Genomic DNA, 14135 nt, shown 5'->3' with positions numbered 1-14135 from the left:
ATGACAATCGCCCCCGAATTACTGCGCAAAATCGTCGAAGGCGCCCTGTTGGCCGCTGGCCAGCCTCTCAGTGAAGAAAAACTGTTGTCTTTGCTGGACGAGGAAGAGCAACCCTCCAAGACTACCCTGAGAGATGTGCTTGAAGAAATCGCCCAGAGTTGTGCTGACCGAGGGTTTGAACTGAAGAAAGTCGCGAGTGGTTGGCGTTTTCAAGTGCCGGAAGACCTGGCTCCATGGGTGAATCGGCTGTGGGAGGAAAAGGCGCAACGGTATTCCCGTGCAACCTTGGAGACCCTGGCCATTATCGCTTATCGACAGCCGGTAACCCGTGGTGATATCGAGGATATCCGCGGCGTTGCGGTGAGTTCGCATATTGTTAAAACCCTGCTGGAGCGCGGTTGGATTAAAGTTGTGGGGCAGCGGGACGTGCCCGGTAAGCCGTCTCTCTACGCAACAACCCGGGAGTTTCTCGATTATTTTAATTTGAGCACCCTGGATGATTTGCCGACTCTGGCGGAGATCCGCGATATCGAGAGTCTGAACCAGATTCTGGAGCAGGAAGGTTTGCCTCCAGAGCCGGTTCCCGAGGAGGGAGAGTCCGAGGTGGACAATGGTGCTTTGGAAGATTCTGAGTCAGAGCAAGACACCGAGGCAGAATCCTCTACTGAAGCCCCTGCGGCTGAACACGAAGATATAGACGATGCCCTGGTAGAGGCTTTGGCTGAGGAAGTTGCTGCTGAAGCATCAGGCGCCGAGACCGAGACCGAGACCGAGACCGAGACCGAGACCGAGACCGAGACCGAGACCGAGACCGAGACCGAGACCGAGACCGAGACCGAGACCGAGACCGAAGTAGATGCCGATGCAGTGCCCGCCGAGATGGATGGAGAGGAAGATCCAGTGGAAACTGCGGCAGCAGAGATCCAGTGGGAAATGGAGCAAGAAGACTCTGAAGATGATTTGGAGTTGCATATAGATGTTGATCTTAGTGAAGAGAGTGAACTTCACAGTGATGAGGAAAGCAGCGCTGAATCGCTGCAAGCAGAAGAAGAGAGCGAGGACTCTCTAACGGCAACGTTACCACCCAGCAGTATGTTTGCCGAAGACGACACAGCTGAAGAGGTCGCCGAGGAGTCGGTGGAGGCAAATGCTGATGTCGATGAAGATTCCAAAGAAGTAGTACAAGTGGAAAGCACCACCCCATGAGTGATGGTACCCCGCCAGCAGGCGAGAAATTACAGAAAGTATTAGCGCGCACCGGCCTCGGTTCGCGCCGTGAAATGGAGCGCGCAATTGATGCGGGCCGCGTAACCGTAAATGGAAAAGTGGCGGAGCTCGGCGAGCGCGTAACTGACGCGGATCATATCGAGTTTGATGGTAGCCGGCTGCCTTCGGCAGAGCAGAATCGCTGCCGGGTAATACTCTACAACAAACCGGTTGGGGAAATATGCTCCCGCCACGACCCGGAGGGCCGCCCGACGGTCTACGATCGCCTGCCGAGACTGAAAACCGGCCGCTGGATTTCTGTTGGGCGCCTGGATTTCAATACCAGTGGTTTGCTGCTGTTTACCAATAGCGGAGAGCTGGCCAATAAATTAATGCATCCCTCCTCGGTAATCGACCGCGAATACTTGGTTCGAATCCAGGGTGATGTGGATGAGGAAATGAGGCGGCGTCTGCTCAAGGGCGTGTTGTTGGATGATGGGTCGGCGCGCTTTACCGACATCGTAGAGAGTGGTGGTGAAGGTAAAAACCGCTGGTTCTACTGCGTAGTGATGGAGGGCCGCAACCGCGAGGTGCGTCGTCTGTGGGAGTCCCAGGGAGTTAGAGTTAGCCGCTTGAAGCGTGTGCGCTACGGCAGCGTCTTTATTCCCTCCCATGTGCGCGTCGGGCAGTGGATTGAGATGGAGCCCCGCGAGATCGATGACCTCTGCGTAACGGCGGGAATGCCGAAGCTGGGCCAGCGCCCATTGACCCAGGGTGAGAAACAAAACCTGGAGCGCCAGCGCAGGAAGTTGCGCAAGTCACCGGCGCCAGCCGCGCGACGCAATCGACCGAAGTCGGTTTAAACAGAAAAAGCCCGCAAATTGCGGGCTTTTTTGTATTTCAGTAATCGCTACTCTTAATTGCTGAGTGTTACTGCTGGTTTTCCGGTGTTTCTCCTGCTTCCTCTTCATTCTGGTCTCGCAGTTCACTGGGGACACCCTGAGGGCCATCACCCATTGCATCATCTACATCGGATGGAATATCTGAAACTGAATCGGTGGAGGTTCCGTCGGAGGTGCTATTTTCCGGTGCTGTTTCAACCAGGTTTTTAAGTTTTTCCAACCCTTGTTCATAAGACTCTCCCACCATTTTTTTCACTGCCAGGCCCATCCAGCGTTCTCTGGGACCACCGCCGGTATCGCTGTGGAAGTTCCAGGTAAGAAGGGTGCCGCCATCCTTTGGTTCCAGCTGGAACTCTGCCGTGGCCTGGCTGCCATCACCAAAATCCAGCTTGGTGGCGACTACAGAATCTCGCTTGCTGGCGAAGATAGTTTGGCTACCGCTTCCGGCTTTGGAGTTTTCGCCGCGCCAACTCATTTTGGCGCCGACGCCTTCCTGGGGACCGCTGTACTCATAGAGTACCGAGGGGTCGATATGGCGCCATGGGGACCACTCGTTGAATTTGTGGAAATTATTAACGTAGGGAAAAACCACTTGTGGCGGTTTGTTGATAAATACGCTGCGATGAACAGTGACTTCGCGTGGGAATAAGTATCCCGCGAGCACGAGAATTACCAAGGCAATAAGAATATAAATAATCCAGCGCATAGCGGGTTCCTTTGCTATTTGCGGGTGCAAGGAAGCAACCGCCAGAAAACTCTGGCGGTAGAGATGCTTATATTAGCTGCTGCGATGCTTAATCGTCGGCAATATGTAGCAGGGGGAGCTTAATCTCAACACACAGGCCCGCATCCCGGCTGTTTTTGGCACTGATGCTTCCCTGGTGATGCAGGATGGTGCGCTGGGCGATAGCGAGTCCCAGTCCAAAGCCACCACTTTCCCGGGTGCGTGCACTATCTGTGCGGTAGAAGGGGCGGAAAATAGCCTCCAATTCCTCATCTGCCACGCCGGAACCTGAGTCGATGACTGAGATGGTGCAGGATTCTGAGGATTCTTTAATCGACACCTTGACCCGACCGTGCTCGGGACTGTACTTGATCGCGTTGCGCAGGATGTTCTCCAGGGCAGCGGTCAGGGAGCTGCCCCGGGTTGCGACAAGGAGCTCTTCCCCTTCGGAGCGAATTTCAAATGATAGGTCTTTGTCGGCAGCCTCACTGTGGAGGTCTTCCGCCAGGGCGCTTATCAGGGCATTCACTTCCACTACGTCATCCAGGGGGCGCTGTTCCTGGCTGCTAATAGGAAGTGATAGCACGTCGGCAATAATATCTTCCAGGTAGTCCGCTGCCTTGCCGATTTTATCCAATTCTGTGTCGAGCCCGTTTATTTGCTTTTGGCGGGCGATGGCCAGTGCCACTTGCAGGCGCGCTAGTGGCGAGCGCAGTTCGTGGGAGACATCCTTGATCAGGCGGCGCTGCTCGGACATCGATTCTTGAAGCTGGGCGGTCATGGAGTCGAAGTCCAGGGCCAGGTCAGTCAGTTCATCATTCCGAGACTTTAGGGACGGGGTCACGCGGTAGTCCAGTTCGCCGGCAGCGACGCGCTTGGTGGCGGCGCTCAGCTGTTCCAGTGGACGGCTCAGGTAGCGGGCCAACCAGTAGCAGGCTAGACCCGAGGCAATCATGGAGAGCAGCAACATCGGCCAGAAATTGCGCCACAGGAAGCGCAGCAATAGGCCTTCTTTGCTATCTCCAGCAACGACGACGATCCGCAGGGGGTCTCCGGTGCGCAGCGGTAGGAAGAAGCCTACAGTGGGCTTGTTATTTACCAGTTTGTGAGCTTCGCGATTGCGGTAATCAAGACTGTCGATCAACGAGCCCATATTTGATGGCACTTCGCGACCGAGGATGTCGTTGCCCTGTTGATCAACCGCATAAACCCGCCGTTTGACTTTTTTGGGGGCTTTCTCGAGCCAGTGCTGGAATTGTTCGGGACCGTGACGGCGGGCGATTCGCATATTTCGCATGACCTCGCGAAATAGGGCGGGGCCCTCCCAGCGTTCCTCTTGTCGGGGATCGCCGAATTCACCGAAGTGGGTAATGTAAATGGCGGCTACAACCATCACCATGGCGGTGATCCAGGCCCCAAAGAACATTTTCCAGAAGAGACTGCGCATCGTGGAAAACCTATTGCTTGCTCTGGGTGAGCATATATCCGGCACCTCGGATATTGATAATTAGGTCGCGGCTGGCACCTTTATCCGCGAGCTTCTTGCGAATGTTACTGACATGGACATCGATGGAGCGGTCGTAGGGCATCAGCTTACGGCCAAGGGCACTTTCAGTGAGAACCTCTTTGCCAACCACTTCGCCGGCATGCTGAACCAGTACCTTGAGCACGGCGAACTCTGCGCCGGTCAGAGCCAATGCCTGATCGTTCCAATAACCCTGATGCTCTGCAGGCAGTAGTCGAATCTGGCCGCTGCTAAGAGTGTCGTCGCTCTCTTCAGCTTCGACTCGGCCGCGGCGGAGTACTGCGCGCAGTCGGGCCGCCAATTCCCTGGGATTGCAGGGTTTGGGCAGGTAGTCGTCGGCACCCATTTCCAGGCCGACGATACGATCCACAGTGTCCCCTTTTGCAGTAAGCATCAAAACCGGTAGGGAGCGGCTTGCTGTTGAAGCCTCCTCCCTAAGTTTGCGCAGTACTTCAAAGCCATTATGAACGGGCAGCATGACGTCCAGAACCAGAGCGTCAAAGCTCTCGCTCTGAGCGAGCTCTAGTCCCCGGCCACCATCATTGGCTGCAGTTACTTGAAAACCCTCTCCGGTAAGGTACTCCCTTAGCAAGTCGGTGAGTTCGGTGTCATCGTCGATTAAAAGGATGCGGCTCATGGCGTTCTCTCAGTTTCTGTGTGGCCATTATATGCAAAGCGCTGGCGCTGGTTACCGCTGGCGATAGGGCTTTTTACCGTTCTTAACAAATGTTTACCGGTGTTTTCCCCCGTTTACACAAGCTGGGCTTACTATGTAGTCACTGAACGCGAACATGAGGACGTAGGAATGAAACACTGGAAACAAGCAATGGGAAGCTTGGCCTTGGTAGGTGTTCTGGTTGCCCCTGCGGCACTTGCTTTCGGCGGTGGTGAAGGTGGTCAGGGGCGCGGATTTGAATATATGGTCCGCCAGCTTGAGTTGACCGAAGGCCAGCAGGCACAGTTAAAGGCCAACCGGGAGAGCAACCGCGAGGCGAGAATGGCACAGCGCGAGCAAATGATCGAGCTGCGCAAGGAATTAAATGCGGCGATTGAGTCGGGCGCTGACCAGGCGACACTGGATCAATTGGGTGAAGAGCTAGGCAAGCTAAAGCTTCAGGAGATGCAGAACCGCAACGAAATGAAAGAACAGTTTAAGGCCATTCTGACTGATGAGCAGAAGGCCAAGCTAGAGCAGCTAAAGAGTGAGCGCAAAGCGCGCCAAATGAAACGGCGCGATGAAAGCTCTGCAAGCCAGGATTAAGAGTCCTAGGCCCCCCAAACCAAAGACTCCTTGTGCGATCCGCTGGGTGCACCCTTCCCCAAGGCCCAGCAGGTTCATAACCCTTAGCCCCCGCTGCCCCGGGGGCATTTTTCTTTATTCCTGCCGAAACCTGATCAGATAGGTAACTTGCTGAGCCCGGTTATTGCTGGGAGAATACGCCGCCTTGTAATTTAGTATGTAGCGGCCCGGATTGGGCGGAGAGGGTTGACTGTGAGTAAAATCGGCTTGTTCTATGGCAGTGATGAGGGTAATACCGAGTCTGTAGCTTTGCGCATCGGCGCCCGCCTTGGCGAAGACAATGTAGACCTGTTTGATATTGCCGATGTCACCCAGTTGGATATTGCTAATTATCAGTATCTTATCTTTGGAATCCCTACCTGGGATTTTGGTCAGATTCAATCTGACTGGGAAGAGTTCTGGGAGGATGTGCAGGAAATCGATTTTAGCGGAAAGACCGTCGCTTTATTTGGCCTGGGAGACCAATTTGGGTACGGCGACTATTTCTTGGATGCGATGGGCATGCTCCACGATGTTATTGTGGAAAAAGGAGCCACTATAGTCGGTCACTGGTCCACTGAAGGCTACGAGTATGAAGCCTCAAAAGCTGAAGTCGAAGGTGAAGCAAGGTTTGTCGGCCTGGCTATTGATGAAGACCAGCAGGAAGAGATGACCACAGAGCGGCTGAATCGCTGGTGTCGGCAAATAGCTGAAGAGCTTGCGCTTGACAGTGATGTTATTGAGCTGGATGACTGATTCGTTATGAAGAACTCCCTGTTGTTCAGCGAGTTTTGGCCCTGGCTGGCAGAGCATACAAATTGCATCGTCAGGGCCGGAAGTAGTGATTCGGTAGTATACGATGATGATGACTACCACTGGCGCTTCACCGCTGAAGATGCCCGCACCAAGTTGGTCCAGGTAATGCGCGGTAAACGACCCGTCGCCGAGCTGTTTATTGAGTCTGAACATATAGCCGCTGTGCGTATTTCTCCCGGGGAGCGGGGGGAGTACAACTTTGACCTGATAGCAGAAGTCCAGGGGCGCGAGCAGGTTGTTTATTACTTTGTTCTGACTCACTCACTGGAAGATGCGGATACGAAACAAAATCCCTCCTCAGCCGCTCTCCATTAAAAACATTTTGATGTTGTGGAAGTTATGCTAATCAGGCCTGTATAACTTCCGGATTAAATTTCTAACTTAAATTCTATCCCTCTCTTTTATTTCCCTTCACAACCATTAATTTGAAAATTTTTTTACAGTCGGTGCATTTTGTAAACTGTATTTATTATAAAAAGCGCTTGTTGTGAGTTCTTAACAAAGGTTTACCACAGTTATCCCCCGTTTACACGGCGCCCACTTACTATGTACTTACTGAATGCAAACGAGAGGGTTGAACGATGAAAAACTGGAAAACTGTAGTAGGTAGTTTGGCTTTGGCTGGCGTTGTAGCAGTACCAGCCGTCGGCATGGCATGTGATGGTAAAGGACGTATGGAAGGTCGCGGCCATGGACCAGAAAAAATTGCTAAAGAGCTGGACCTGACGGAAGCTCAAAAGGATCAACTGAAGGAGCTTCGCGAGTCCAACCGTGAAGGAAAAATAGCTAAGCGCGAAGAAATGCACAAAGCGTATGAAGAGTTGCGTGAAGCAATTCGTTCCGGTGCCGATCAGCAAACACTGGCAAGCCTGGGGGCGGAGATTGGCAAACTGGAAGTCGCTAAAATGCAGAGCCGCAACCAGATGCGTACTCAATTTGAGTCTGTATTAACAGATGAGCAGCTCGCCAAGCTGGAAACCCTGAAGGCTGAAAAAAAGGATCGTCATATGAAGAAGTGGAAGGCATATCGCGATCATGGTTGAGTGGGTAGTCTGCTTGAGGTGACTGAACAATTGAAAATATGTAGCCCCTAATTTACTGGGGCTACATTTTAATTGTATTCTTTACCCTTCGTTAGACTGTTTTTCGCTAGCTCCAATACCAATATGTTGATCCAGGAATTCTAATAGTTCTGTATAGAGCTTCATTCTATTTTCTTCGGTATAAAAGCCGTGTCCTTCTTTTTTTACAAATAGAGTTTTAATCGGTTTGTTTTCTTTTTTAAATTCCTTTACTAGCATTTCTGCATGCTCTATAGGGGCTCGCTCGTCCTCCTCTCCATGAATCAAGAAAACTGGCAAATTAAGTTTGCCGGCATTGTGTACAGGAGAGTTGACTTTTAGAAAGTCCTTATCTTTACTAAGTGTCTTTTTAAGGTAAGAAATGCCGCGATCTCTTCTCTTAATATCCCCTTTTGTGTACATCATCTCCAAATCGTATACGCCTACATAACCTACAGCACATTGGTATAAATCAGGGTTGCGGATAGGATTCATCAGAGCCGAATAACCCCCAAAGCTAGCGCCATAGATGCAAATTCGTTCAGGGTCCGCATATCCTTTCTCTATGGCCCAATGAACGGCGTCGGCAATATCTTGTTGAATTTTTCCTCCCCACTCCCTGAGTCCTGCTGAATAAAATCCTTGGCCATAACCAGTGGAGCCACGAAAGTTAACTTGAAGTACAAGATATCCATTTTGAGACAGAATTTGCGCATTGCGATCATACCCCCAATAATCACGTGAGTGAGGGCCGCCATGAGGTAATACAACCATTGGATTTGATTTGTTCGAGCCTTTAGGAAAGGTAAGGTAAGTCCCAACTTGTAATCCGTCTTCGGTGGTAAAGGTGTCGGCGAGCATCGGATTTAATTGCTTGGGTGGTAGCCACTCAGCTGATGATGCTAAGAAATCAACCGACTTGGTTTTCAGGTTAACAAGGTAGTAGTCACCAGGCAAACGGTCACCATACACTTTTAGCACCCCAAAAGAACTATCGGTAGTAAAGCTTGTAAATTTTATATGGAATCCATTAAAAGCTTTCTTTAAACCTCTAAATAATGGAGCAAAACCATCGCTTTCATCAAAAAAATATTCTGTTGGGTAATCAGGTTGAAGGTATACACCTAGAGGTTTATATGAGTTCGGGTAATAAATGATATCGTCAATGTCCGATCTTTCATGTTGAAAGACTGTTGAGTAGTTCTCAGATCCAGGCTTTAACTTTATCAGGGCTTCTGTTTGAGCGTTCTGACTCATACTTAAGTATGAGTCACCAGTTTCTGCGTCAAAGCCTACTGGAGTACCTAAATCTAAAGCAGGGTTCTTGACTCTATGCCATTTTCCCTTTTCCCTGAAAAATAGCTGATGGTTACCATTTTTGTCTGTGCCATCTGCATAGAGAAGGTTGCCTGCACCATCAGTGTAAGCGCGACCCTCAATTTGCGGTAACCCGATAGAACTTTTTTTCAGCCCCGTATATATGTCAAGTCTGATAACTTCACCTTTGGACTCCTGATTCCTTGCCCAAGGGAATGTAGATATAAGTATTTCCTTTTTCTTTTCAGGGAGGGGGTCGATAATAGTTGCATGTGCATAGGTTGACACAGCCTTTTTGAATCGGGTTCCAGTTTGGCGCTCGCCGGCAAGGTGCCCAAAAATATTTTTCCCTTTTGATCCGTCGTAATTAATAGCATATAGAGATCCATAATTGACAGGGGCCTCTAAAGCTGCCTTTCGTGACATTACTTCGGCGACAACTCTTTCGTTATTTGCCCAGTAGAAGTTGCCAACTTCTTCTTTGCCTCTGAAGCGTAAAAAGCCGGTGAACTCTAGGGGGGTTATAGACATAAAAACTAGTACTCGCTCACCCTCATGTAATTTCCTTATTGCAAGATGTGAACCTGTTGGAGATATTTTTACTTCTTCAATATCTGCATGTCGTATAAGACTTTCTAGTGGTACCTGACTTGAGAAAACTAAAGTAGGCCAAAGAAAAAATAAAAATAGAATTTTACGCATAATTTCATCCTTCTAATTTGCGCTACAAATTATGCGTTAGATGGGGCAGGGGAAAAAGGGCGGGCTCTATCAGCCCGCATGGAAAATTTGCTCAAGTGGTGCAAAAGTTCTAATTACTTACTAAGTCTTCACTCTCTCGTTCAGATTTATATTGACTAAACCAATAAAGAATAGAGGCAACCTTTGCCACTAACTGACTTGGCCTGGCAGCGATACTGTGGGATGCCCCCGGAATGCGAACCATGGCAGCGTCAACGTTATTAAGTTTTAGTGCTTGATAAAACTGTTCTGTTTCTGACATCGGTGTGCGGTAGTCCTCTTCCCCGGTTAAGAGCATAGTGGGAGTAGTAACGTTTCCGACATAGGTGAGCGGTGAGCGACGGCGGTATTCCTCAGGTTTCTCCCAGGGCATCCCTGAAAACCAATAGCTGGTAAAGAATCTGGAATAATCGGCAGTTAAGACAAAGCTTTCCCAGTTGATGACAGGCTTGGCGACAACAGCGGCCCTAAAACGGTCAGTTTTACCAATGATCCAGGCTGTCAACGTGCCTCCGCCACTGCCACCAGTAACAAATAACTGCTCTTCATCAATATAACCTTGAGAAATTACAGCGTCGACGCCAGAGATCAGGTCGTCGTAATCCTGGCTCGGGTAGTTATGGTGAATTAAGTTGGCAAATTCATGGCCGTAGCTGGTGGAGCCACGGGGGTTAGTGTACAGAACAACATAACCAGCAGCGGCAAATAACTGGACTTCGGCGGCAAATCTGGGGCCGTAATTAGAGAAGGGACCACCGTGAATTTCCAATAGAAGGGGATACTTCTTCTCGGGGTCGAAATTGGGTGGGTAAGCGACCCAGCCCTGAACATCTCGGCCATCAAAGCTCGATTTGTAGTTGATCTCCTCAATATTTGCCATCTCGCGCAGTGGCATCAGGTCGCCATTGAGCTCGGTGAGTGCCTGGGTTTTGCCGTTGCGCGCTAGAGCCAGTTCGGCGGGATTCTGAGGGGTCGTTTGTGTGTAGGCGATGTCCCCGCGTTTGGAGACTGCAAAATTGGCACTGGAGTATGGGCGTCCCAGTGAAAGGCCTCCAGCGTCGCTGGCCATTAGGGTTTCGCTGGAACCAATTTTCTTGATGGCAATTTTGGTGGAGCCGTGATCGTCGTAGCTATAGGCAATTCGCTTGCTATCGCCCAGCCAGTGGAAGTTGGAGATGCTGCGATCCTTGGCAGTTTTTATTTTACGGGACTTCCCGCTATTGAGATCCAGGACGCGCAGAGTATGTTGTTGGTATCCGAGCTTTTGATCCTCAAAGCCTAAATAGGCCAGCTTCGTACCATCTGGAGACATCTGCGGGTGAAGGTCGGGACCATAACGTTCGGTAATTTGCTCGATACTGCCGTTTTGTAGGCTCACCTTGTAAATTTCCGAGTTCATCAGCTCGATTTCGTGATCGGGATGACGATTGGCTGAGAAGTAAATTGCATCGTTATTTTTACTCCAGGCGAGACTGCTGTGGTGATCGTACTCGCCTTCGGTAAGTTGGCGAGGGGTACCGCCCTCTCGAGGGATCACAAAAACCTGTATATGCCCCTGCTTTAAATAGCCCATGCCATCTGAACGATAAATGCTGCTGTCGATAAACTGTGGTGGCTTAGCCCACTCTGCGCCTTCCGGGGCACTGGGGAGCTTTACTGGCAGAGGTTTGCTTTCCGGTACGAACATAGTGAAAGCTATTTGCTTACCATCCCGTGACCACTGGATATTGGAGGGGGATTTTGGCAGGTGAGTAATCTGCAGATTCTGGCCATTATCTAACCACAGCAGGTGGATCTGCGGGCTGCCACTGCGGGTGCTGATAAAAGCGATGGTCTTCCCGTCTGGGGATAGCTGTGGGGAGTAATCGGAGTAGTCTCCAGAGGTCAGAGGGCGGTGATCTTTGCCATCGGTACCGATACGCCAAAGGTTCGCGCGCTTGCCGTCTTTCATTTTGTTCATTGAGTTGCGGACGTAATAAATACTTTTCCCGTCACTGCTGAACTGAGGGCTACTCGCGTATTCGAGGTTAAATACATCCTCGTAACTAAAATTGGGTAGTTGGTTATCAGCGAGCGCAGGGCTGGCGATAAACATCGTTGCGACAATTTTTATTAGCCGGTTCATGATCTTTAGGCTCCTCCTTCTTGTTTCCTAGAGGATACCTGAGGAAGGGGGGACAAAGGGAGTGATCCGTTGACTGGTGTGCTCGACGGGATAATCTGTGATGGAGCAACAGGGTGGCTGACCTGCTACTCCGTTATTTGGCCGAATATACCTGTAAAATTTTGAATTAGTTGGTTGCCAAGTCCTCGCTTTCATTTTCTCTATCGGGTTTGTGTTGATCGAACCAGTAGAGGGTCGAAGCTACTTTAGAGATTCTCTTGCTGGGTCTATCGGAAAAGTTATGGGATGTGTTTGGAAGGCGCACCATAGCTGCCTCTACATCATTTAACTTTAGTGCTTGGTAAAACTGTTCGGTCTCAGATATTGGGGTACGATAATTGTTTTCTCCAGTCAACAGCATGGTCGGTGTAGTGACATTGCCAATATATGTGAGTGGAGAGCGGCGTCGATACTCCTCGGGGGCCTCCCAAGGCATCCCGGAAAACCAGTAGCGAGTAAATATTTTGGAGTAGTCGGCAGTTAGAACAAAGCTCTCCCAATTGATTACCGGTGCGACAACTACCGCAGCCCTAAATCGTTCAGTTTTACCGATAATCCAGGCTGTCAGTGTGCCGCCGGCACTCCCACCTGTGACAAATAATTGATCCTCATCGATATAGCCTTGGGCGATAACTGCATCGACACCTGCCATTAGGTCATCGTAATCCTGGCTAGGGAAGTTGTGATGGATCAGGTTGGCAAACTCATTGCCGTAGCTGGTAGAGCCGCGAGGGTTAGTGTAGAGCACGACATAGCCTGCGGCGGCAAATAGTTGCATTTCGGCAGAAAAGCGCGGGCCGTAGTTAGATAGTGGGCCACCGTGAATCTCAAGTAACAGGGGGTATTTATTTTGGGGGTCGAAATTTGGGGGGTAGACTATCCAGCCTTGGATATTGCGACCATCGAAGCTGGATTTATAGTTGATCTCTTCCACATGGGCCATATTGCGTAGAGGTATCAAATCACTGTTGATCGCCGTGAGAATTTTTATCTTGCCGCCACGAGAAATTGCAAGTTCTGCGGGAACTTGAGGTGTGGTTTGTGTATAAACTACGTTTCCACGTTTGGAGACAGCAAAATCTGAAAAACTATAGGGCGCGCCTAGTGTCAGTCCACCGGCGTCATCCGCTATCAAGGTTTCCTTTCCGCCAATTTTCTTAATGGCAATTTTGGTTGAGCCATGATCGTCATAGCTGTAAGCAATACGCTTACTGTCAGCGAGCCACTGAAAATCGGAAACGCTACGATCGCTGGCAGTTTTTATTAGCTGGTTTTTTCCACTAGCGAGGTCGATCACTCGCAAAGTGTTTTGGTGGTAGGAAAACCGCTGATCTTCATAGCCTAAATATGCCAGCTTTCTTCCGTCGGGTGAGATTTGAGGTTGAAAATCGGGGCCAAATCTCTCGGTTACTTGCTCAATATTTCCATCGTTGATATTTACCTTGTAAATTTCTGAATCCAGCAGTTCAATTTCATGATTTGGGTGGCGATTTGCTGAAAAGTAAATGGCCTTATTATTTTTGCCCCAGCTGAGTTGGCTGTTGTGCTCGTAGTCCCCACTAGTGAGCTGACGGGGAGTGCCTCCTTCACGGGAAATCATGAAAACCTGTGAATTACCCTGCTCTAAGTATCCCTGGCCCTCAATGCGATACAAGCTCTTGTCGATAAACTGAGGTGTTTCCTCCCACTCGCCCCCTTCTGGTGGTGTGGGAAGCTCCACTGGCAGCGGTTTGTTCTCGGGCACGAACATGGTGAAGGCTATATGCTGACCATCGTGGGACCACTGGATATTTGATGGGGCTTTGGGTAGATGGGAAATTTGCTCACTTTTACCATTGTCCAGCCACAACAAATGTATCTGGGGCTTTCCACTCCTGTCGCTGATAAAGGCAATGGTTTTTCCATCTGGAGATAGATGTAGCGAGAGGTCGTGAAAATCTCCTGAAGTTAGGGGGCGATGATCTTTGCCATCATCGCTGATATACCAGAGGTTTGCCCTTGTGGTATCTGCCATTTTGTTCAGGGAGTTGCGTACGTAATAAATATTTTTATCGTTAGTGCCAAACTGTGGGTCGCTGGCGTACTCCAGGTCGAAAATATCCTCGTAGCTAAAATTGGGTGAATGTTCATTTGTATTTGCGTGGGTGGAAAATGCCGGGCTTGCTATAACTGCCGCAGCGATAAACGTTATAAACCTATCCATGGTCCGTGAGCTCCTTTTTATTGTTGGATTCAGCATATCGAAGGGATTGTGCCAGAAGGGATAAATACGCTGAAATGCAGTATTGAGAGAATAGTCAGTTTATTTGGCGTATAAACCTTTTGGTGTTTTACTTTCCCAGTGAGGAAAGTTGGGGCAAGTCAAAAGCAAACTTTATACTTTCTCCTTTTTTGAGCCCG

12 protein-coding genes are annotated in these 14135 nt (G+C 49.9%); 6 read left to right on the top strand and 6 right to left on the bottom strand.

Translation table 11 applies throughout. From position 1 onward, the window contains the following. Together scpB and rluB are read left to right on the top strand one after the other, a co-directional pair. Positions 1-1206, top strand: a complete 1206-nt coding sequence (gene scpB / locus ACJJIY_RS20995) for an SMC-Scp complex subunit ScpB (protein WP_445358754.1) — start codon at positions 1-3, stop codon at positions 1204-1206. Continuing rightward, positions 1203-2069 (top strand): 23S rRNA pseudouridine(2605) synthase RluB, encoded by an 867-nt coding sequence (rluB, locus tag ACJJIY_RS20990; RefSeq protein WP_444907630.1) that lies wholly within the window; start codon positions 1203-1205, stop codon positions 2067-2069. The genes scpB and rluB overlap by 4 nt, the downstream gene beginning before the upstream one ends. A 67-nt stretch (positions 2070-2136) precedes the next feature. On the opposite strand, the gene ACJJIY_RS20985 is transcribed toward rluB, so the two are convergent. From ACJJIY_RS20985 to ACJJIY_RS20975, 3 genes are all read right to left on the bottom strand, one after another. Then, positions 2137-2814 carry an SRPBCC family protein gene (locus ACJJIY_RS20985; protein ID WP_444925562.1) on the bottom strand — a complete coding sequence of 226 codons (678 nt, stop codon included), beginning with the start codon at positions 2812-2814 and terminating at the stop codon, positions 2137-2139. Positions 2815-2902: 88 nt separating this feature from the next. Beyond that, the gene (locus ACJJIY_RS20980; RefSeq protein ID WP_444914385.1) at positions 2903-4279 is read right to left on the bottom strand and encodes an ATP-binding protein; all 1377 of its coding nucleotides are present in this window, start codon (positions 4277-4279) and stop codon (positions 2903-2905) included. A gap of 10 nt (positions 4280-4289) precedes the next feature. Then, positions 4290-4994 (bottom strand): response regulator, encoded by a 705-nt coding sequence (locus ACJJIY_RS20975; protein ID WP_445358753.1) that lies wholly within the window; start codon positions 4992-4994, stop codon positions 4290-4292. A gap of 168 nt (positions 4995-5162) precedes the next feature. On the opposite strand from ACJJIY_RS20975, the gene ACJJIY_RS20970 reads away from it, so the two are divergent. From ACJJIY_RS20970 to ACJJIY_RS20955, 4 genes are all read left to right on the top strand, one after another. Continuing rightward, positions 5163-5618, top strand: coding sequence for a Spy/CpxP family protein refolding chaperone (locus ACJJIY_RS20970; protein ID WP_445358752.1), 456 nt, complete (start codon positions 5163-5165; stop codon positions 5616-5618). Between the two features lie 231 nt (positions 5619-5849). After that, positions 5850-6392 (top strand): flavodoxin, encoded by a 543-nt coding sequence (locus tag ACJJIY_RS20965; RefSeq protein WP_445358751.1) that lies wholly within the window; start codon positions 5850-5852, stop codon positions 6390-6392. Between the two features lie 6 nt (positions 6393-6398). Next, positions 6399-6767, top strand: coding sequence for a hypothetical protein (locus tag ACJJIY_RS20960; RefSeq protein WP_445358750.1), 369 nt, complete (start codon positions 6399-6401; stop codon positions 6765-6767). A gap of 266 nt (positions 6768-7033) precedes the next feature. Further along, positions 7034-7495, top strand: coding sequence for a Spy/CpxP family protein refolding chaperone (locus tag ACJJIY_RS20955; RefSeq protein ID WP_444914382.1), 462 nt, complete (start codon positions 7034-7036; stop codon positions 7493-7495). Positions 7496-7576: 81 nt separating this feature from the next. On the opposite strand, the gene ACJJIY_RS20950 is transcribed toward ACJJIY_RS20955, so the two are convergent. The 3 genes from ACJJIY_RS20950 to ACJJIY_RS20940 all read right to left on the bottom strand — a co-directional run bounded on the left by ACJJIY_RS20950 (position 7577) and on the right by ACJJIY_RS20940 (position 13938). After that, positions 7577-9532 (bottom strand): alpha/beta hydrolase family protein, encoded by a 1956-nt coding sequence (locus tag ACJJIY_RS20950; RefSeq protein WP_445358749.1) that lies wholly within the window; start codon positions 9530-9532, stop codon positions 7577-7579. A 109-nt stretch (positions 9533-9641) separates the two neighbouring features. Next, entirely contained in the window at positions 9642-11696 is a 2055-nt protein-coding gene (locus ACJJIY_RS20945; RefSeq protein ID WP_445358748.1) for an alpha/beta hydrolase family protein, read from the bottom strand. Positions 11697-11862: 166 nt separating this feature from the next. Continuing rightward, on the bottom strand, positions 11863-13938 hold the full coding sequence (locus ACJJIY_RS20940) for a S9 family peptidase (protein WP_445358747.1): 2076 nt from the start codon (positions 13936-13938) through the stop codon (positions 11863-11865). Between the last annotated feature and the right edge of the window lie 197 nt (positions 13939-14135).

Source organism: Microbulbifer maximicatervae (SeqCode), assembly GCF_052468155.1.
Note: the sequence above shows the minus strand (reverse complement) of the source record. Positions and strands in the feature narration are given on the sequence as shown.